Here is a 19,958-nt window from a genome sequence, read left to right as displayed (position 1 = left end):
TAACCCTCAACGGTAAATTCCCCGCTCCCGATGGCCTGTGAAACGCATCTCTTTGCATTTTTCCCAACAAATCAAAGTCACAAACAGAAACTATAGTCATGAATAAACTGATATTATCGGCATTTATTGTTCCATGTATTTTCTCATGTAGCTGTTCCCACAGAACTGCGCATGATGTGATAAAAAATGATCTCAGAGCTCCGGCCTATCCTCTTGTGACCATTGACCCCTATACGAGCGCATGGTCGGCAAGCGATACGCTTTATGACTCATCCGTGCAACATTGGACCGCGAAAGAGTTTCCTTTCCTCGGTGTGTTGAAGGTCGACGGAGTCCCGTATCGTTTCATGGGTGTGGAGGAGGTTGAGATGACTCCTCTTGTTCCGACATCCGAACAGGGTGACTGGACAGGTCGCTACACCACAGAGAAACCTGCATCCGATTGGACCTCGGTTTCATTCGACGATTCCAAGTGGAAAAGTGACCGTGGTGCTTTCGGCACTAAGGAGAATGAACCGACAGCAAAGACACAGTGGGGTACACCCAATATCTGGGTACGCCGCACCGTCAACATTGACCGCGATATTGCAGACCTCCCTGTCTATCTTGAATTTTCAAATGACGATGACGCTGTGTTTTATATAAACGGTGTCGAGGCTTACAGCACCGGAAGCACATGTAATAAAAATAAAATAGTGAAACTTTCCGGAGCGGCCCGCAAGGCGCTCAAGGAGGGTGAGAATCTCATTTCGGCCGAATGTGTGAATCCGGTTGGAAACGGCCTGCTCGACTTCGGTCTTCTTATCCCCAAGAATCTTCACACTGTGTTTGACAACACCGCTGTTCAGACCTCGGTCGATGTGCAGGCAACACAGACCCACTATACATTTACCTGTGGTGATGTCGACCTTGCCCTGTCGTTCTCAGCGCCCATGTTTATGGATGATCTCGACCTCCTCAGCCGTCCTGTCAACTATGTGAGCTATGACGTTAATTCGACTGATGGGAAGGCCCATGATGTTGAGATTTATTTTGAGGCATCGCCTCGTTGGGCTCTCGACCAGCCATATCAGGCTTCAACTACAGAGGCCTACGAAAAGGATGGTCTTGTGTTCTTGAAAAGCGGTAGCAAGGACCAGAATATTCTTGCAAAGACTGGAGACCATGTAAGGATTGACTGGGGTCATTTTTACATGTCCGCTCCTGTCGGGAATGTCAGCTACGGAGTCGGTTCTGGCGAGGAGCTGCGCGCCAATTTCGTCAATGGTACGAAGCTTTCCGAAAAAGTGACCGGCGAGAACTCTGACGGGCAGATGGCTCTCGTCTGTGATTTGGGAAATGTCAGGGAAGCCGCCGGTAAGATTATGGTCGGTTACGATGACATTTATTCCATCCAGTATTTCGGTGAGAATCTGCGCCCATATTGGAACCGGAGAGGAGACAAGACAATCGAAAGTCAGTTTGCAGCAGCAAATGCCGAGTATGAACAGCTCATTGACCGTTGCTATGCTTTCGACAAGAAGCTAATGGAGGATGCCGCTGCGGCCGGAGGCAAAAAATATGCCGAGCTCTGCGCTCTCGCATACCGTCAGATACTTGCTGCCCACAAGCTCGTCGAGTCTCCCTCGGGTGAACTTCTGTGGCTCTCTAAGGAGAATGACAGCAACGGTTCAATCGGCACGGTCGACATCACTTATCCCTCAGCTCCGATTTTCTTATATTACAATACCGAGCTTGCCAAAGGGCTGATGAACCACATCTATGAGTACAGCGAGAGCGGACGTTGGAATAAACCTTTCCCCGCGCATGATGTCGGAACCTATCCCCAGGCCAATGGTCAGACCTACGGTGGCGACATGCCGGTTGAAGAGGGTGGCAACATGATTATCATCACTGATGCAGTCTGTCAGCAGGAGGGAAATGCCGGATATGCCGAAAAGCACTGGCCGATGTTGACCACCTGGGTTGATTACCTTGTGGAATACGGTCTTGATCCGGAAAATCAACTGTGCACTGATGATTTCGCCGGTCATTTCGCTCACAATGTGAATCTTTCAGCCAAAGCTATTGTGGCAATCGCTGCATACGCTCAGATGGCCGAGATGCAAGGCATGAATGAGGTCGCAGAGAAATATTATGCGATAGCCCGCGACTACGCCCTGAAATGGGAAGAGATGGCTAATGACGGTGACCACTACAGGCTTACATTTGACAAGGAGGGCACTTGGAGCCAGAAATACAACATTGTGTGGGACAAGCTCCTCGGACTGAATGTATTCCCTGAAAATATCATCCCCACAGAGATTGCATACTATAAGAACAAGCAGAACAAGTACGGTCTGCCTCTTGACAACCGCGAGACTTACACCAAGTCCGACTGGATTGTATGGACAGCTACAATGGCTCCTGATCAGGAATCGTTTGAGGCTTTCATCACTCCGCTCCATTCATTCTACAACGAGACCATCGACCGTGTGCCTATGAGCGATTGGGTGTTTACCGACAGTCAGAACCGCCGTGGTTTCAAGGCCCGTGCCGTGGTCGGAGGTTACTTTATCAAAATGCTTGACAATAAAAATAAGGATAACAAGTAATGAAGAGATATATAGCATCTGCAATCATAGCGTTGGTGACCGGTATGGTCACCGACGTAATGGCGGTGGAGTCGCCTGTAGATTATGTAAATACCCTTGTCGGGTCGCAGTCGAAACACTCGCTTTCAACCGGTAACACTTATCCGGCTGTAGCCCTTCCGTGGGGCATGAATTTCTGGACACCCCAGACCGGCAAGATGGGCGACGGATGGGCCTATACTTATGATGCCGACAAGTTGCGCGGTTTCAAACAGACGCATCAGCCCAGTCCCTGGATTAATGACTATGCGCAGTTCGTCATCATGCCCGTCACAGGCAAACCGGTATTTGATGAGGATGAGCGTGCGAGCTGGTTCTCACACAAGGCCGAGGTTGCCACGCCTTACTATTACCGCGCATATCTCGCGGAGCATGATGTTGTGACCGAGATTACTCCGACAGAACGTGCGGCAATCTTCCGCTTCACTTTTCCGGAGTGTGACGGATCATACGTCGTTGTCGATGCGCTTGACAATGGCTCGTCGGTCACAGTAATCTCCGGTGAAAACAAAATCGTTGGCTACACTACCAAAAACAATGGCGGTGTCCCTGAGAATTTCAAGAATTACTTTGTGATTGAGTTTGACAAGCCTTTCACCTACACCGCATCAGTGACTGACGGTAAGATTGACGCATCATCGGTTTCTGCGGAGGCTTCACATGCAGGTGCGATCATCGGTTTCAAGACCCGCAGAGGTGAGATTGTCAACGCCCGTGTCGCCTCTTCATTCATCAGCCCCGAGCAGGCGGAGATCAACCTTAAGGAGCTTGGAAATGACGACTTCGAGACGGTGAAAGGGAAGGCCCGTGAGACATGGAACGAAGTCCTCGGACGCATTGATGTTGAGGATACCGACATTGACAGGCTGCGGACGTTCTATTCCTGCCTTTACCGTTCGGTACTTTTCCCGCGCAGCTTCTACGAGATTGATGCTGAGGGCAACGTGGTGCACTACAGCCCTTACAATGGCAAGGTGCTTGCAGGTTATATGTTTACCGATACAGGTTTCTGGGATACATTCCGCTGTCTTTTCCCTTTCCTCAATCTCATGTATCCTTCAATGAATGCCAAGATGCAGGACGGTCTTGTGAATGCCTACAAGGAAAGCGGTTTCCTTCCTGAATGGGCAAGCCCCGGTCACAGAGGTTGTATGGTGGGCAACAACTCCGCATCGGTTGTGGCCGACGCTTATCTCAAAGGTCTGCGCGGCTATGACGCCGAGACGCTTTGGGAGGCTGTGACACATGGCGCTAATGCAGTTCATCCGAGTGTTCCGTCCACCGGCCGTCTCGGACATGAGTATTACAACAAACTCGGTTATGTTCCCTACAATGTCGGAATCAAAGAGAATGCGGCACGCACACTTGAATATGCCTATGATGACTGGTGTATATATAAGTTCGGAAAGGCCCTCAACAAGCCGGAAAAAGAGCTGAAGATATATGCACAGCGGGCCATGAACTATAAGAACCTTTTCGATGCGGAACACAAGCTTATGCGCGGACGCAACGAGGACGGTTCGTTTCAGGCTCCGTTCAATCCTCTGAAGTGGGGCGATGCTTTCACCGAGGGTAATAGCTGGCACTACTCGTGGTCGGTATTCCATGATCCGCAGGGCCTTATAGATCTTATTGGTGGACGCGATGAGTTCAACAATATGCTTGACTCTGTGATGAATGTCCCGCCGGTGTTTGATGAGAGCTATTATGGCAGTGTCATCCACGAAATCCGTGAGATGCAGATAATGAACATGGGAAATTATGCTCATGGCAATCAGCCGATCCAACACATGCTCTATCTCTATAATTACTCCGGACAGCCTTGGAAGACGCAGTATTGGGTGCGTGATGTCATGGACAAGATGTATTTTGCCACCCCCGACGGTTATTGCGGTGACGAGGACAACGGTCAGACCTCTGCCTGGTATGTTTTCTCTGCTATGGGCTTCTATCCGGTTTGCCCGGGCACGGACGAATATGTCATCGGCACACCGTGTTTCAAAAATATGGTTCTTAATCTTGAGAACGGCAAGACGGTGAAGATTACGGCGGCTGACAATAGCCGGATCAACCGCTATGTGGATGACGTGATTCTAAATGGACATAAGCATAAACGTAATTATTTCACTCACAAGGAGCTGACAGCCGGTGGTGATATAGATTTCAAGATGGCATCGGCACCCAATACCGGTCGCGGTACACATCCGTCGGCATTCCCGTATTCATTCTCCAACGATGTAAAGAAACTGGCAGTAAAATGAATCAAGTATTGAAATATTTCGGTGTGGCGGCTCTGTCCGCCACCCTTTTCGGCTCTTTTGACACCTTAGGCGCAAATCTGTCGCTCCCGCGCAATGTCTGTGCGGCAGATGCTATAAAAACTGACAACCGTCCGGCCGAGCCCGATCGCCTTTTCAAGTCGAAGGCTGTCGAAGCCGAGATTAAGCGCGTCAGTAAACTGCTGAAAAATCCGAAACTTGTGTGGATGTTCACAAATTGCTTTCCGAATACTCTCGACACGACTGTGCACTATCGGACCGGAGAGAATGGTGAGCCTGATACATTTGTATATACTGGCGACATTCATGCCATGTGGCTTCGTGACTCGGGCGCTCAAGTGTGGCCATACGTTCAGCTTGCCAAATCCGACAAGGAGCTTCAGCGGATGCTCGCAGGGGTTATCCTCCGCCAGTTCAAGTGTATCAATATTGATCCGTATGCCAATGCCTTCAACGATGGTGCTATCCCTGACGGCCATTGGATGACGGACATGACAGACATGAGGCCGGAGCTTCATGAACGCAAGTGGGAGATTGATTCACTGTGCTACCCGATTCGCTTGGCCTATCAATATTGGCTTGAAACCGGAGATGCAAGTATATTCGGTGATGAATGGTTGCGGGCGATTGCCAACGTCCTTTCGACTTTCCGCGCGCAGCAGCGCAAGGACGGGGTAGGGGCCTATAAGTTTCAGCGTGTGACGGAGCGTGCGCTCGACACGATGACCAACGATGGTCTCGGTAACCCCGTGAAGCCGGTAGGTCTCATTGCGTCAGCCTTCCGCCCCTCTGACGATGCGACGACTTTTCAGTTTCTCATACCATCCAACTTTTTTGCGGTCTCCAGTCTGCGCAAATCAGCGAAGATTCTGATGAAAGTGAATGGTAGGGATGATCTGGCATCTGAGTGTGATGCGCTTGCCGATGAGGTTGAGACAGCATTGAGGACCTATGCCGTCTACAACCATCCCCAATATGGGGAGATTTATGCTTTTGAGGTCGATGGCTTCGGTAATCATCTGCTGATGGACGATGCCAATGTCCCGAGTCTTATTGCCATGCCATATCTCGGTGATGTGGATGTCAATGATCCGGTTTATCAGAATACACGCCGCTTCGTGTGGAGCGACGCCAATCCTTATTTCTTCAAAGGAAGTGCCGGCGAAGGTATAGGTGGCCCGCACATCGGCTACGATATGATATGGCCCATGAGTATAATGATGAAAGCTTTCACCTCTACCGATGATGGAGAGATAAAAGAATGTGTGAAAATGCTCATGGAAACTGATGCCGATACCGGATTCATGCATGAATCATTCCACAAAGATAACCCCGCCAATTTCACCCGACCCTGGTTTGCATGGCAAAACACTCTTTTCGGAGAGCTAATCCTCAAACTTGTCAATGAGGGTAAAATCGACCTCCTTAACAGCATCTTCTGACGACAATACTAAAAATGTAAGTGGCTAAATCATAGTGAATTGTAACTTGTGGGCCTTAATTTTTTTGGTGCGCAAGTTATTTTTTTGTAAAAAGAAAAAAGCAGAAACCGAAAAAACCATATAAGTTCTTTAAATCATTAAAATGATGATAAGCAAAAAGTAGGAGGTCTATTGATTAACGTTGAATTGTAGAGTCCAACAGCAAATGCAAAGTTAAGCAATCATCGAGAAAAATCGCTTAACTTTGCATTTGCTGTTGGACTCTACACACTTTTTTCGGTAGGTGATTTTTGGGGTGGGGGCTTGCAGGGATGGTGGAAGTTTAGTAACTTTGCATTGTGATTGACATAGCGCAACATATAGAATATCTTCTGATGCACCATGATTGTGTCGTGGTGCCCGGTTTCGGTGCTTTCATGATTAACCATGAAGCTGCCCGCTATGATGCGTCGGCAGGGATTTTCCTCCCGCCGTCGCGCAGTCTCGGCTTCAATCCGGAAGTACGCCATAACGACGCTCTCCTCCTTGGCAGCATCTCGCGCCGTGAGGGTATAAGCATCGAGGCCGCGCGTTCTGCCCTTGACAATGGCCTTGCATCCTTGTTGCATCAGATGCGCATGTCGGGCGAGGTTCATATCGGCCGTCTCGGCGTTTTCCGTCAGGATAGCAATACGGATCTTCCGGTCTTCGAGCCTGCAATGGATTCTCTGCCGCTTCGCGCTCTTGATGGTCTTCAGCCTCTGGCGATAAATCGTCTCGGATTCAACGATGATGAGGAGGAGAAGGTTGCTCGTGCTGACCGTCAGCCGGTAGTGATTCCCTTCCCGTTGAAGATTGTGGCTTCCATTGTGGCTGTCATGGTCGGTCTGGGAATACTTTACTCGACCACAAGTCTTGTGAACGGTCCGCGCGTCAATTTCGCTTCGCTTGACACCGGTATCAGCACCCACATCGAGCGTGTGATTGATTCGACCGTTTCCGTTTCGCGTGAGATTCTGCTCAATATCGCGATGCCACCGGCAGAGGTGGAGACGGCTGCTCCGCAGGAGGCTGAAAGCATGGTCGCTGATGCCGAAGAGCCCGGACGCTATCTTCTTGTTGTCGCATCGTTCCCGAATGAAAAGACAGCTCGTCGCCACATCGCTCAGATGGCCGACGATTCGCTCCGCATCATCGAGATGGAAGGCAACTATAGAATCTATGCCGCCTCAGCATCGACCATCAACGAAGCCCGTGCGCTTGCCGGTTCGCTTTCGGACCGTTATCCGAGTGTGTGGGTCTGCCGCCGCTGATTGTCTCTCATTTTTATTCAAGATTATTTTTACCTCTCATTTGTTTTAAATACCTGTTCCTCCAATGGATTTTCATCAGCTCCTTATCGATCGCCGCAGCATACGCCGTTACACATCCGACAAGATTGATCCCGAAGATGTGAAGCTCATACTTGAAGCGGGTCTCCTTGCTCCGACATCAAAAAGTTCGCGTGCATGGCAGTTTGTCGTGGTCGAGGATGCCGATATGCTTCTGCGTCTTAGCCAGTGTAAGGCCATGGGAGCCGGACCGATTGCCAAATGTCCGCTTGCTGTGGTGGTTGCCGTTGATTCGACTGCCACTGAGCCTTGGATTGAGGATGCGTCTGTCGCAGCTTCTTTCATGCAGTTGCAGGCTGCCGCCCTTGGTCTCGGTTCATGCTGGATTCAGGTCCGTGACCGTTTTGCGGCCGATGGCACACCTTCCGATGAGTATGTCCGTGAGGCGCTCGGGATTCCGGAGACCTGTCCTGTGGTCTGCATCCTGACATTCGGCCATAAGGATGAGCAGCGCAAGCCGCAGGATGTTGAAAAGCTCAAGTGGGAGAATGTCCACATCGGAAAATTCTGATATAGTTTATGACAAAACCGAAGATAGTAATTGTCGGAGCGGGAAATGTGGCCTCACATATCGCTCCGGCTCTTTTTTTTGCAGGTGCCGGAGATATAGTCCAAGTCTGCAGCCGTAGCCTTGAGTCGGCCTCTGCGCTTGCTTCCCGTATTCCCGGGGCGGTCGCTGCAGGCAGCCTTGAAGAGATTGTGAATGATGCCGACATCTATCTTATCAGTGTGGCCGACGATGCCATCACTGCTGTTGTTGACTCACTGCCACGGACCGGTGCTCTTGTGCTTCACACCTCAGGCTCGGTGGGGATGGAGGCACTTGCGGGGGCTTCTGAGCGCCATGGAGTGTTCTATCCTTTGCAGACATTCTCGAAAGGTGTTGAGCTGGATGTGGCTGAGGTTCCGCTTTTTATCGAAGGTTTTTCGCCGCAGGTGGAGGAGGAGATAAGGCGTTTCGCGTCGGTGCTGTTCAAGTCTGTCTATCATGCCGACAGCGAGACACGCAAAAAGATGCATGTGGCCGCTGTGTTTGCCTGCAATTTCACGAACTACTTGTGGACATTGGCCGCAGAGCTTCTTGCAAAGGACAATCTGCCGTTTGACGTGTTGCGTCCTTTGCTCGAAGAGACTCTGCGCAAGGCGATGGTGAACACCCCCGGCGCCTCGCAGACTGGGCCGGCAGCGCGTGGCGACCGCCGAATTGTGGATGCACATCTTGCCCTGCTCGACGGACGTGAGAAGGAAATCTACCGCCTGCTCTCGGAGTGCATAATGGAGCGTAGAAAGGGGTGATTTCAGGATTTAAGGCTTGGAAATAGCGCGGGAAATAGGCGTGTTTCATGGTCTGAGGAGGGAGTTGGAGGTTAGAGATTCGGTTTTTGAGGGATGCGTGATAGGGGGAATGGTGAAGTTTCTGATGCAAAGTTACAAGCTCAAATCTCCAAAAAGGTGCGATAATGCAAAAAGCGAGGAAAAATTCTCTTCAATATCGACCCGCCACAAAGTCTGAAATTGACCAAGCGGTTATTATATCATACCGGATGGCGGACAGTAAGCTGCGGAGCAGCGTTGCGGTCATAGCCCCGCATCGAGCGGCGATGCAATGAAGCCCGAAGGGCGAAATTGCGTCACCGCGAAGGTGTGTGGGTAGATTGTCGGTCGTCCCAGAGCGGGCATCGAAGATGTCCGATAATAACCCGCCGCCGGATGTATTGTATTTTTGTGAAATTCAAATTATTATTGACGTAGCTGGGTCGCGGAAAATACCAAATATACCAATTTTCGTTGTGTTGGGAATTGGTATATTTTATGGATGATGATTTAGGGTGTAACGGGATGCTATTATCGGACATCTTCGATGCCCATTGTTGGAAATTAACCTTTACCCCCCCACACCTTCGCGGTGCGCAATTTCGCCCTGCGGGCTTCATTGCGCTACCGCTCGATGCGGGGCTACCAGTGCACCGCTGCTGCTATATAACTACCCGTTTGTTATTTTCATTTAAGCTGGTGATGGAATCATCATTTGGACTTCGCAGCTTGCCGGTTGCCATGCGGAATGGATGGCGTTTACATTGGCTTGCAATGTAAACACCATCCATTAGCTAATCGCCATTCTGCACGGTAGTTGCGTATGGTGGGATTTTAATCTATGAAACCGGAAGGTCACTTGATTTTGATGAATTCAGGGACCCAGGCGTTGAGTTTTACGCTTGTTCCGGTCTGAGGGAGGGGGAGGGTATAGTCATTGTCACTAAAGATGACAAGCACTTGGTTTCCGGTGGTCTCGTCGGTCTTCGTGACGACGAGTATATTGGTGTCAGGAGTGGGGGAGAGGGTGTGGAATTGAGCCTTTCCGCGCCACATCGCAGGATTCTCTGCGCGGAATTTCATTGCCTTGGAAATGTATTTGCTCAGGGCTTTTTCCTCTTTGTTGCGCGGAGAGAGATGGCCTGTCGTGCGGGCGATATTGTCCTTCTGCGCACCCTTGGAATCGCGGCTGAGGTCGGCAAATTCATCACCGTAATATAGCGTGACAGGACCGGAATAAGCTGCGAGGATGGCGTGGCGGGTCATAAGTTTCTGATAAAAATGTGGGTCAGCCGTATCAAAATGGTCGGCCAGACGGTAGCCATCGTGGTTTGAGAGGAAGAGATTCGGCTGCACGGAATCGTTGAGATAACCGCGGGATGTCGGGGGAGAGAGGACGGTGATTACGTCATTCCATCCGTTTTCAAGTCCCTCAGAACCAATTTCCTGCATGGGGCCGCTGATGAGCTCCTTGCCATCGAAGTCAAAGGCGCTGACGAGACCGCCGTCCTTGTAGACACCCTTGTTGATGACGTCGGCCGTGCCCCAGTCCTCACCGACCATATAGCCGAGGGTGCCCCATTGTTCACCACGAGCTTTCCGGGCGGCGCAGACCGAATCGACGGCAGCGCGGATTTCGGTCCAGTAATTGTGGCCACCTTGTGTGGCTTGATATGCCTGGTCGAGACGCCATCCGTCAATGTCGAAGTTTTCTATATAATAGGTGGCAAGTTCCTTGAAATAGTCGAGCGACTGCGGATAGGCCACGTTGCCTGTGCCACCCTGTTCCCCACGGTCGCTGAACACGCGTTCCGAGTGGATTCTGTGGCCACCGGGTGAGGGAGTTGTCACGCCGCCGTGATGACCGAAGACACCGTCGAGGATGACATGGATTCCACGCTGATGGGCCTTGTCGACGAGTTCGCGGAGGTCGGCCTCGGTGCCGAAATGCGGGTCTATCTTGAAATAATCGTTGGTGAAATATCCTGTGGCCTGAAGCTTCTCGCCACCTTCAGCCGTCGAACTGTCGAAGATGGGAGTCATCCACAGAGCGTTGGCTCCGAGGCTTTTGATGTGGTCGAGAGAGTTGATGATTCCGCGCAGGTTGCCGTTTTTCATCGCATCGTCAGGTCCCCACATAGCCTTGTAGCCGGGAGCGCCGTCGGGCGAATGCTGAAAAGAGGCCACCATGACCTGATAGATAACGAGCTCGCGTGGGTCCTCCACCGGCTTCTGCGCCCGTGCGCCACAGATGAAGCCCGGAAGCCATGCGAGCAGGCTGAAAAATATCATTTTGAATTTCATCGTTGATAAGATTGGATTGAAAAGAATGGAAAGGTGAAAAAAATAAATAAAATACGTGTATGACAAATCTCTCCGCAGCATGGATATGCGAAATTTGATGCAGTCACCCTGCGGTTTCTCATTTGTAAAGTTACGCAAAAAATATGAGATGCCCAAATTCGAGTTTGGTGTATGGGTGACCACTTGTAAGACAACAAACGAAGAGGTCTAAGATTCTCAGAATCTTAGACCTCTTCGTTTGTTGTCTTACCTGGATTCGAACCAAGACAGGCAGAACCAAAAACTGCAGTGCTACCATTACACCATAAGACAATCCTTAGTGCCCAAAGCAGACGCATGGTCTGCTCTAAAGCGATGCAAAGGTATGAAGTTTTTGGGGATTTTCCAAATTTGGTGCGAAAATTTTGATATTTGCCTTTTAAATCTGCCTGAATTAATGCGGTAAAATAGGTGTGGACGGGGTGATTCTAATATCAGAGAGCGGTGGTAGATGGCCGGAGCGGTTCTGACATGTAGTGGTTGTAATATAGGGTAGTTCTAATATTATAATGTGGTACATGTATTATGTCCTGCATGGCGCTCAAAAGCTTTTAAGCCATGCCGAGATTTCGTCGAGGACGTTCTGATGGTATTTGAATGTGTCACGGTAACCCCATCCATGACCGCCGGTGGGATAGATGTGGATTGATGCCGGAACGCCGGCTTTGATGAGGGATTCGTAATACCGTAGGCTGTTGGCGGGGACAACTGTCTTGTCGTCGCTGCTGAGGAGCATAAGAGCGCGCGGGGTAGAGGCGGTCACTTGCTGTTCGGAAGAGTAGGTTTTCTCCAGTTCTTCTGAGGGGTTTTCACCGAGGAAGCCTTTGCGTGAGCCTTTGTGGGTGATTTCGGGGTTCATCGAGATGACAGGGTAGAAGAGTATCTGGAAGGCGGGTTGGCATATTTCGGTCGGGTGAGTGGAGACAGTCGAGGCAAGATGTCCTCCGGCCGATGAGCCCATGATGCCGATGCTGTCAGGGCGGAAGCCCCAGTTGGCTGCGCTGTCCGCCATGATTTTGAATGCGGCTTCGACATCTTTCATCGGTATTGATGGGTCGCTTTTGGGCATTGAATATTCAAGGACGGCGTATGCCACACCCTCCTTGTTGAAAAATGGAGCCCAATGGAAGCCCTCATGGTTGACGGCGAGATGGGAGTAGCCTCCTCCCGGAAGTGCGATAAGTGCTTTTCCTGATTCAAGGCCCTTGGGAGGGAGAAAGACAGTCATCTTTGGATTTGCAATCTTGATGACTCGGGTCTGCGCGTTTACAACTGTGGCAATTGAAATGAACGAGAGGCACACAGCCAGATATTTGAGTAGTTTTTTAATCATGATATTATCACGGTTATTGAAGGGTGATTGAGTTTTAAAGTGTGGATAATTTGTCCGCAAATATAGCAAAAGTCATTGGATTTATCTAAATTTGTCCCTCCGAAACATATATGTCATCTGCAAAGAAGACATACGCACAGACCAAATCAACAAAAACTCAAAGATGTTTTTCAAATGAAAAAGAACTTATTAAAGACATTTGCCGTTGCAGTGGCACTCAGCGCTGCTGCTCCTGTTTCAGCTCAGTTCAATCTTGGAAAGGCAATCGGTGCCGGTGTGAAGGCTGTTAAAGCGGCCACGCTTACAGACAGTGAAATGGCTGCCTATGTTAAAGAGTCGGTTGACTGGATGGATAAGAATAATCCTGTGGCTGAGGCCGATGACCCCTATACCGTGCGCTTGATGAAGCTAACTGAGGGTCTCAATGATGCCGATGGTATTCCTTTGAATTTTAAAGTATATAAGGTTATTGATGTCAATGCTTTTGCGTGTGCCGACGGCAGTGTCCGTGTGTTCTCGTCACTCATGGATATAATGAGCGATGATGAGTTGCTGGGCATTATCGGTCATGAAATCGGCCATGTCGCCAAGCATCATTCTAAAAACGCGTTCCGCACAACGCTCCTCAGCGATGCTTTGAAAGACGGTATTGCTGCAACCGGTGGCAAGGCGGCTGCTCTTACAGAATCGCAGTTGATGGCTTTGAGCCAGTCACTGATAGATGCAAAATATTCGCAGAAGCAGGAATCGGAAGCTGATGATTATGGCTATGAATTTTTGAAAGCTAATGGCAAGAATCCCTGGGGCATGGTACAGGCATTTGAAAAGTTCCAGAATATGGAAGGCCAATCCGGAGGAAGCTCAAGCTATATTTCAAAGATGTTCTCATCACATCCCGAGACAGCAGCCCGTATAAAAAGGATGACTGAACGCTGTGAGAAAGACGGCATCCCCCGTCCGGCTGCTGAAAAATAATATTTTATTGAAAGATTTGAGGCTTTAATATTATATATTATATAGGTGTAATTCATCACCGTCAGTTAATATTATTCGCCGAATGATAAAATCAGGGGCTGATTCCTTTTTTGATAGGAGTCAGCCCTGATTGTAAATAGAGGGATTGATATGTCCGTTTGGAGTATAGTTCGCGGGGTCATTTTAGATGAAATTGATGTTCGGATAATAGGGTTGGCCACTATGGATATTTGGCCGAATAAATATTATTGTTTAATTTTGCGGTACGTTTTGGTTCGCGGAGACGCGATTAATAGGGAACCCGGTGAGAATCCGGGACAGACCCGCTACTGTGATTCCTAAAAATCACCGGCTTTATGCCACTGTCGGATATTTCGATGGGAAGGTGCCGGTGACATGGGATAAGTCAGGAGACCTGCCAGACGGATTTTATTTCAATAATCTCGTGGATTAGATTTTGAAGTGAGGAGAAACGACAGTCAAATACAAGCAATTTCGGCTGAATGTCGGGACGAAAATTCCGGCATGGTTCTGAATGGCAGCTACGGTCTCTTGATGCCGTGGCCGGTTTGTCATGTCCGGTCCTTTGAATATTCCGTTTCTTCCGTCTTTAATCTTTTCCACCTTAAAACCTCATTATCATTTTATGAAGTGTTCAAGGTGCGAAAAGGAGTTCCTGTTTGGATTCCTTGCTGCCAGAAGATGTGACAGTCCATCATTTACGGAGTGTCACAAAAATTCGTTTCCCGTCTACAACTCCGGTGGCGTTCTGTATCGCAGTGAAGCTGTTTCAGATGCAGAAAGCCGTATTTCAGGGATAAGTACGAAATTCTCAACCATGTAGTGTTGTGAGGATATGTTTACAATGTTTCATGGATTCCATCTGGTCGAGGATTATCACAGATGGAAAAAAGCGAATCGCAACAAACGCAATCCTATCGGCATCAAGGCTCTCAAGCTTTTCCTTGCTATCGCTATCCCATTATTTTTCTGGATTGCCCCATCGGATATGTATGGGTTGCCGGGATTATCGCCGGTGGAACACCGTGTGCTTGCCATCTTTGTATTTGCTGCTTTGATGTGGCTTTTTGATGCCGTTCCGGCGTGGACAACATCACTTGTCGTAGTGGTCCTGCTGCTGTTCTGTACGTCAAACAGTGCCCTTTGGTTTTTCCAGTCAGGACCCGATGGAAAGAAGATGGACAATCTGATAAATAATACCGATATCCTTCATTGTTTTGCTGATCCGACAATCATGCTGTTTATCGGCGGTTTCATAATTGCTATTGCGGCTACAAAGTCCGGACTGGACGTGAAGTTGGCGAAAGTGATGCTCATGCCATTCGGAACAAAATCGGAAAATGTGTTGCTCGGGTTCATTTTGGTAACCGCGATATTCTCCATGTTCATCAGTAATACGGCTACGGCTGCCATGATGCTCACCTTCCTTGCGCCTGTGTTGAGCGCACTTCCTGCTGACGGGAAAGGGAAAATCGGTCTGGCGCTGGCAATACCTGTAGGGGCGAATATTGGAGGAATGGGTACCCCTATCGGTACGCCTCCGAATGCTATCGCCTTGAAATTTCTTAACGATCCTAACGGTATGGATCTTGGAATAGGCTTCGGAAAGTGGATGATGGTAATGGTCCCTCTGACACTTGTTTTGCTCTTCATCGCATGGTTGGTCTTGAAAAAACTGTTCCCGTTCAAGCAGAAAGAGATACATCTTCAGATTGAATCGAATCATAGTCCGCATTGGAAAGATAAGGTGGTATATGCCACCTTCGCTGTCACCATTCTTCTTTGGTTAACGGATTCAATAACGGGGTCAATGCGAATGTTGTGGCTATGCTTCCGGTTGCGGTGCTCTGTATGGCCGGCATCATCACCAAGCGAGATCTTGAGCAGTTGTCGTGGAGCATTCTGTGGATGATAGCAGGAGCATTTGCCCTTGGGGTGGCTATGAAAGAGTCCGGTCTGGCGACCCATCTTATCCAATCCGTACCATTCGCCGCATGGCCACCGATGATAGTGCTCGTAGGCTCGGGATTGCTATGCTATCTCATGGCAAACTTCATAAGTCATACAGCAACTGCTGCACTTTTCATTCCGATTCTCGCTATTGCCGGAGGCTCAATGTCCGACGAGCTTGCGCCCTTCGGAGGTGTTTCGACTCTGCTCATCGGGGTTGCCATTTGCTCATCGGTTGCAATGATCCTTCCGATTTCAACCCCACCAAACGCGCTTGCCGATGCGACCGGATTCATAAAACAGAAATATATGGTCAAGACCGGTCTCATAATGGGGGTGGTCGGACTGATTCTCGGTTATATCGTGCTGATGTTCTGTGGTATCAAAGGAATATTCTAAAACACAATAAATATATCTGTAACCATGATAATAGAAGCAATCGGCAGCATTCTGCCTGATGAAGTACTAATCACAGCCCGTCGGGACTTTGAACGTGGCATCATTGACCGCGAATCGCTTGTCGCTATTGAGGATGAGGCTGTCAGGAGGATAGTGGAACGGCAGATAGCCTGTGGCCTGCCGTTTGTTACCTCCGGTGAGCTAAGGCGAAAGCATTGGGCCAAGGATTTTTGGTTTGGTCTGAATGGAATATCATGCGAACATATCTCTACAGGCCGATTATATCAGCCGGTAGAGAGTGCGACAGATCTTATCCACCTTATCGGAAGGATTGGCTTCAATCCTGACCATCCATTCTTTGATGATTTCCGTTTTCTTTACGACACGGTTGCGCAAAGAGCCGGATGCCGTCAATCGCTTCCCTCGCCGGCCGACTTGTTGCTGGAAATCTACGCGCTTTCCAACGGACATCCGGAAAAACTTTATTCCTCACCTGATACACTGATAGATGACATAGCTGAATCGTATCGTCTGACTGCGTTGAAGCTGCATGAACTCGGCTGCGATTCACTGCAATATGATGATACTGCACTCGGTCTCATGTGTGATGATAATTACACAAAATGCTTGCTTCAAGGTGGGGTTGACCTGCTCAAACTGCACGGTGAGCTCTTACGAGTGATAAATGACTCACTGGACGGTATTCCGGAAGGAATGGAAAAAGCTATATATCTCTCCGGAGGTGATAAGATTGTGCCGGAATGGGAGTATGTCAATTATCCGGACAATATTATGCCGGATGCGTTGGCTACATTGAATGTTGATAAATTTTTCATTCCCCTTGATCTCGGAAACGACTATGCCATTGAGGTTATGCGCCACATTCCGGATGGAAAAGCTGTGGTGATTGGCCTGGCTGATGCGCACAGCCCCTTGCAGGACAATCCGGTTTCATTAAGGAGTGTTGTCAGTAAAGTCGGTCGGTTCATAGATTCATCCCGTCTGGCTATCAGTACACGCACCGGTTTCAAATTGGCAAGCTATTCTGAAAGGGCTTTAATATACGAGGATCAATGGCGTAAGCTGAGAGAGCTCGCGGCCGTTTGACCTGTCACCGATCAGGCATCCGCTATCGCTTTTCAATCTTTTCTGCCAAACTCTTTTCATTTATCATAGCGATAGCGGATACCTGTTACGGTGATTTTACATCGGCCTTTCATATTGCCTGTCGGCTTCTTTTGGCACATAGGAAACTTTTGAGTAATTTTGCAATTGTAATACACAGGTAAATATGAAATTTGACGAGCTGGCTTTAAGCGACGATATATTAGATGCGCTCGACGCGATGCGTTTTGATGAGTGCACACCCATACAGGAACAGGCAATTCCGGTTATTCTCGAAGGACGCGACCTCATTGCCGTAGCGCAGACCGGAACAGGAAAGACGGCTGCATATCTTCTCCCCGTAATCGACATGTTGGCTGATCTTCCGGAAGCGAAGGATTATGTGAACTGTATCGTGATGTCGCCAACTCGTGAATTGGCCCAACAGATTGACCGCCAGATGGAGGGCTTTGCCTATTATGTGCCTGTCAGCAGTGTTGCTATTTATGGTGGCACGGATGGCGCTACGTTTGCCCGGCAGCAGCGCGGGCTTAAGATGGGGGCTGATGTGGTGATTGCCACCCCTGGCCGTTTGCTCGCCCATCTGCAGATGGGCTATGTGGACCTGTCCAAGGTGTCGTATTTCATTCTTGATGAGGCAGACCGTATGCTCGATATGGGCTTTTATGATGACATCATGCAGATTGTCAAACAGTTGCCCAAAGAGCGCCAGACCCTCATGTTCTCGGCAACCATGCCTCCGAAAATCCAGCAGATGGCCAAGGCTATCCTGAATGATCCCGCGGAAGTGAAGATTGCCGTATCACGTCCGACGGAGAAGATTGACCAGTCGGCTTTCGTATGCCATGAAGGGCAGAAGAGCGGGATTTTGCGTCATCTTTTCAACACAGCCCATTCGCAGAGGGTCATCGTGTTCTCTTCTTCAAAATTGAAGGTCAAGGAACTCACCCGTGAGCTTCGTCGCGCAAAGATAAAGACCGGCGAGATGCATTCTGATCTTGAGCAGAGCGAGCGTGACCAGGTGTTGCATGATTTCCGTGCTGGCCGTCTGGATGTACTTGTTGCGACAGATATCCTCTCGCGCGGTATCGATATAGATGATATTTCAATGGTGGTGAACTATGATGTGCCGCATGAGGCTGAGGATTATGTTCACCGCATCGGCCGTACAGCCCGAGCCAATGCCGATGGTATGGCCGTCACACTCATCAGTCAGCGTGAGCAGGAAAAGTTCGGTCAGATTGAGGACTTTTTGGGATATGAAGTGCGCAAGCAGGAGGTCCCGGCAGAACTTGGGGAAGCTCCGGCCTACGAACCCAAGAAGCGGTTGAGAAACGGTGGCCGCGGTCAGCGTAGTGGTGGCGGCAGGGGATTTGCCGGAAATCAGAAGCGCCGTCCATCGTCAGGCGGTCAAAAACGACAGTCAGACGGCGGGGGACAAAAGAAGGCAGTCCGAAATGACAGTCGCAATCAAAAACCGACTGTTTCACCCGGCAATAGTCATACCGGTAATTCCGGGATGAAATCATCGGCCCGAAAAGGAACCAATCAGCATCGGAATAAGAAACCGGTGGAAAAGCGCCACGGTAATTCTTCCGTGGAATCGTAATCCGTGGGTACGACTGGCGGTGCTTTGGATTTAGCTTCGGCAGTCGGTCGTTAAGAAAAAGAAATCGCCCGGCACTTCAGATTGAGAAGTGTCGGGCGAAATTTTATATCGCTTTCCGGAGAATTTCTGGATTAAGCTTTACCGTTTGAACCGAGTACGGCAACGATTTTGTGCTTGTAGAGTTTCTCCATTTCGTCGCGTGCCGGGCCGAGGTATTTGCGGGGGTCGAACTCTGCGGGCTTGGTAGCGAGGACCTTGCGAACAGCAGCGGTCATAGCGAGACGGCTGTCAGAGTCGATGTTGATCTTGCAAACGGCGCTCTTGGCAGCCTTGCGGAGCTCTTCTTCGGGGATACCGATTGCATCGGGAAGTTTGCCGCCGTATTCGTTGATTTCGTCAACATATTCCTGGGGAACAGAGCTTGAACCGTGGAGCACGATGGGGAATCCGGGGAGTTTCTCCATAACTGCGTCGAGCACGTTGAATGCCAGCGGGGGAGGAACGAGACGGCCGTTCTCGTCACGGGTGCACTGTTCGGGTTTGAACTTGTAAGCACCGTGAGAAGTACCGATTGAGATAGCGAGCGAGTCAACGCCTGTACGGGTAGCGAAGTCGATAACTTCTTCAGGGTCAGTGTAGGTGTGGTGGTCAGAAGAAACTTCGTCCTCAACACCTGCAAGCACACCGAGCTCACCTTCTACAGTCACGTCATACTGGTGGGCATAGTCGCAGACCTTCTTTGTGAGGGCAACGTTCTCCTCGTAGGGGAGGTGAGAACCGTCGATCATCACTGAAGAGAAACCATGTTCGATGCAGTCCTTGCAAAGTTCGAAGCTGTCACCGTGGTCGAGGTGAAGAACAATCTGGGGATTTTCCCAACCGAGGCTCTTTGCATATTCTACTGCGCCCTGAGCCATGTAGCGGAGAAGAAGGGGATTTGCATAGTTGCGGGCACCTTTGGAAACCTGAAGGATAACGGGTGATTTTTCCTCAGCAGCAGCCTTGATGATAGCCTGAAGCTGCTCCATGTTGTTGAAGTTGAAAGCGGGAATCGCATAACCACCCTTGATGGCCTTGGCAAACATTTCCTTGGTGTTCACGAGGCCTAATTCCTTATAACTTGTCATTTTTAGTTAAGAGGTTATTTGGTTAATAAAAGTAATTA

At 49.5% G+C, this 19,958-nt stretch carries 11 protein-coding genes, 2 pseudogenes and 1 riboswitch; of the genes and pseudogenes, 10 read left to right on the top strand and 3 right to left on the bottom strand.

Annotated features, from left to right (window positions below):
* Window positions 1-98 precede the first annotated feature (98 nt).
* The 6 genes and pseudogenes from QZ310_RS02710 to QZ310_RS02685 all read left to right on the top strand — a co-directional run bounded on the left by QZ310_RS02710 (window position 99) and on the right by QZ310_RS02685 (window position 9,020).
* On the top strand, window positions 99-2,594 hold the full coding sequence (locus tag QZ310_RS02710) for a DUF4965 domain-containing protein (RefSeq protein ID WP_297070103.1): 2,496 nt from the start codon (window positions 99-101) through the stop codon (window positions 2,592-2,594).
* The gene (locus QZ310_RS02705) at window positions 2,594-4,894 is read left to right on the top strand and encodes a GH92 family glycosyl hydrolase (RefSeq protein ID WP_297070101.1); all 2,301 of its coding nucleotides are present in this window, start codon (window positions 2,594-2,596) and stop codon (window positions 4,892-4,894) included. The genes QZ310_RS02710 and QZ310_RS02705 overlap by 1 nt, the downstream gene beginning before the upstream one ends.
* Window positions 4,895-4,992: 98 nt before the next feature.
* Window positions 4,993-6,354: pseudogene (locus QZ310_RS02700) on the top strand (glycoside hydrolase family 125 protein); the annotation flags it as partial.
* A 338-nt stretch (window positions 6,355-6,692) separates the two neighbouring features.
* Complete coding sequence (locus QZ310_RS02695) at window positions 6,693-7,646, top strand: SPOR domain-containing protein (RefSeq protein WP_297070099.1); 954 nt, start codon at window positions 6,693-6,695, stop codon at window positions 7,644-7,646.
* Between the two features lie 64 nt (window positions 7,647-7,710).
* Window positions 7,711-8,235 (top strand): nitroreductase family protein, encoded by a 525-nt coding sequence (locus QZ310_RS02690; protein WP_297070097.1) that lies wholly within the window; start codon window positions 7,711-7,713, stop codon window positions 8,233-8,235.
* Between the two features lie 8 nt (window positions 8,236-8,243).
* Window positions 8,244-9,020: a Rossmann-like and DUF2520 domain-containing protein gene (locus QZ310_RS02685; protein WP_297070095.1), complete on the top strand. Its 777-nt coding sequence runs from the start codon at window positions 8,244-8,246 to the stop codon at window positions 9,018-9,020.
* Window positions 9,021-9,893: 873 nt separating this feature from the next.
* Here the strand turns inward: QZ310_RS02685 and QZ310_RS02680 are convergent.
* Window positions 9,894-11,342: an alpha-amylase family glycosyl hydrolase gene (locus tag QZ310_RS02680; RefSeq protein WP_297070093.1), complete on the bottom strand. Its 1,449-nt coding sequence runs from the start codon at window positions 11,340-11,342 to the stop codon at window positions 9,894-9,896.
* Between the two features lie 580 nt (window positions 11,343-11,922).
* Window positions 11,923-12,714, bottom strand: coding sequence for an alpha/beta hydrolase (locus tag QZ310_RS02675; RefSeq protein ID WP_297070091.1), 792 nt, complete (start codon window positions 12,712-12,714; stop codon window positions 11,923-11,925).
* Between the two features lie 174 nt (window positions 12,715-12,888).
* On the opposite strand from QZ310_RS02675, the gene QZ310_RS02670 reads away from it, so the two are divergent.
* The 4 genes and pseudogenes from QZ310_RS02670 to QZ310_RS02655 all read left to right on the top strand — a co-directional run bounded on the left by QZ310_RS02670 (window position 12,889) and on the right by QZ310_RS02655 (window position 18,793).
* Window positions 12,889-13,689: a M48 family metallopeptidase gene (locus QZ310_RS02670; RefSeq protein WP_297070089.1), complete on the top strand. Its 801-nt coding sequence runs from the start codon at window positions 12,889-12,891 to the stop codon at window positions 13,687-13,689.
* 254 nt (window positions 13,690-13,943) lie between these two features.
* Window positions 13,944-14,127: riboswitch (cobalamin riboswitch) on the top strand.
* A gap of 418 nt (window positions 14,128-14,545) precedes the next feature.
* A pseudogene (locus tag QZ310_RS02665) lies at window positions 14,546-16,059 on the top strand (SLC13 family permease).
* 24 nt (window positions 16,060-16,083) lie between these two features.
* Entirely contained in the window at window positions 16,084-17,166 is a 1,083-nt protein-coding gene (locus tag QZ310_RS02660; protein ID WP_297070086.1) for a hypothetical protein, read from the top strand.
* A gap of 184 nt (window positions 17,167-17,350) precedes the next feature.
* On the top strand, window positions 17,351-18,793 hold the full coding sequence (locus QZ310_RS02655; RefSeq protein ID WP_297070084.1) for a DEAD/DEAH box helicase: 1,443 nt from the start codon (window positions 17,351-17,353) through the stop codon (window positions 18,791-18,793).
* 131 nt (window positions 18,794-18,924) lie between these two features.
* On the opposite strand, the gene QZ310_RS02650 is transcribed toward QZ310_RS02655, so the two are convergent.
* Entirely contained in the window at window positions 18,925-19,920 is a 996-nt protein-coding gene (locus QZ310_RS02650; RefSeq protein WP_297070083.1) for a class II fructose-bisphosphate aldolase, read from the bottom strand.
* Window positions 19,921-19,958: the final 38 nt, after the last annotated feature.

It is taken from the genome of uncultured Duncaniella sp., from assembly GCF_910577345.1.
Classification (GTDB): domain Bacteria; phylum Bacteroidota; class Bacteroidia; order Bacteroidales; family Muribaculaceae; genus Duncaniella.
The sequence above is the reverse complement of the archived record's forward strand: the minus strand, read 5'-3'. Positions and strand labels throughout refer to the sequence as shown.

Excerpts from the sequence above, each read along its gene's own strand:
- QZ310_RS02710 (WP_297070103.1), top strand. The coding sequence starts at position 99 with ATGAATAAACTGATATTATCGGCATTTATTGTTCCATGTATTTTCTCA.
- QZ310_RS02705 (WP_297070101.1), top strand. The coding sequence starts at position 2,594 with ATGAAGAGATATATAGCATCTGCAATCATAGCGTTGGTGACCGGTATG.
- QZ310_RS02690 (WP_297070097.1), top strand. The coding sequence starts at position 7,711 with ATGGATTTTCATCAGCTCCTTATCGATCGCCGCAGCATACGCCGTTAC.
- QZ310_RS02685 (WP_297070095.1), top strand. The coding sequence starts at position 8,244 with ATGACAAAACCGAAGATAGTAATTGTCGGAGCGGGAAATGTGGCCTCA.
- QZ310_RS02680 (WP_297070093.1), bottom strand. The coding sequence starts at position 11,342 with ATGAAATTCAAAATGATATTTTTCAGCCTGCTCGCATGGCTTCCGGGC.
- QZ310_RS02675 (WP_297070091.1), bottom strand. The coding sequence starts at position 12,714 with ATGATTAAAAAACTACTCAAATATCTGGCTGTGTGCCTCTCGTTCATT.
- QZ310_RS02670 (WP_297070089.1), top strand. The coding sequence starts at position 12,889 with ATGAAAAAGAACTTATTAAAGACATTTGCCGTTGCAGTGGCACTCAGC.
- QZ310_RS02660 (WP_297070086.1), top strand. The coding sequence starts at position 16,084 with ATGATAATAGAAGCAATCGGCAGCATTCTGCCTGATGAAGTACTAATC.
- QZ310_RS02655 (WP_297070084.1), top strand. The coding sequence starts at position 17,351 with ATGAAATTTGACGAGCTGGCTTTAAGCGACGATATATTAGATGCGCTC.
- QZ310_RS02650 (WP_297070083.1), bottom strand. The coding sequence starts at position 19,920 with ATGACAAGTTATAAGGAATTAGGCCTCGTGAACACCAAGGAAATGTTT.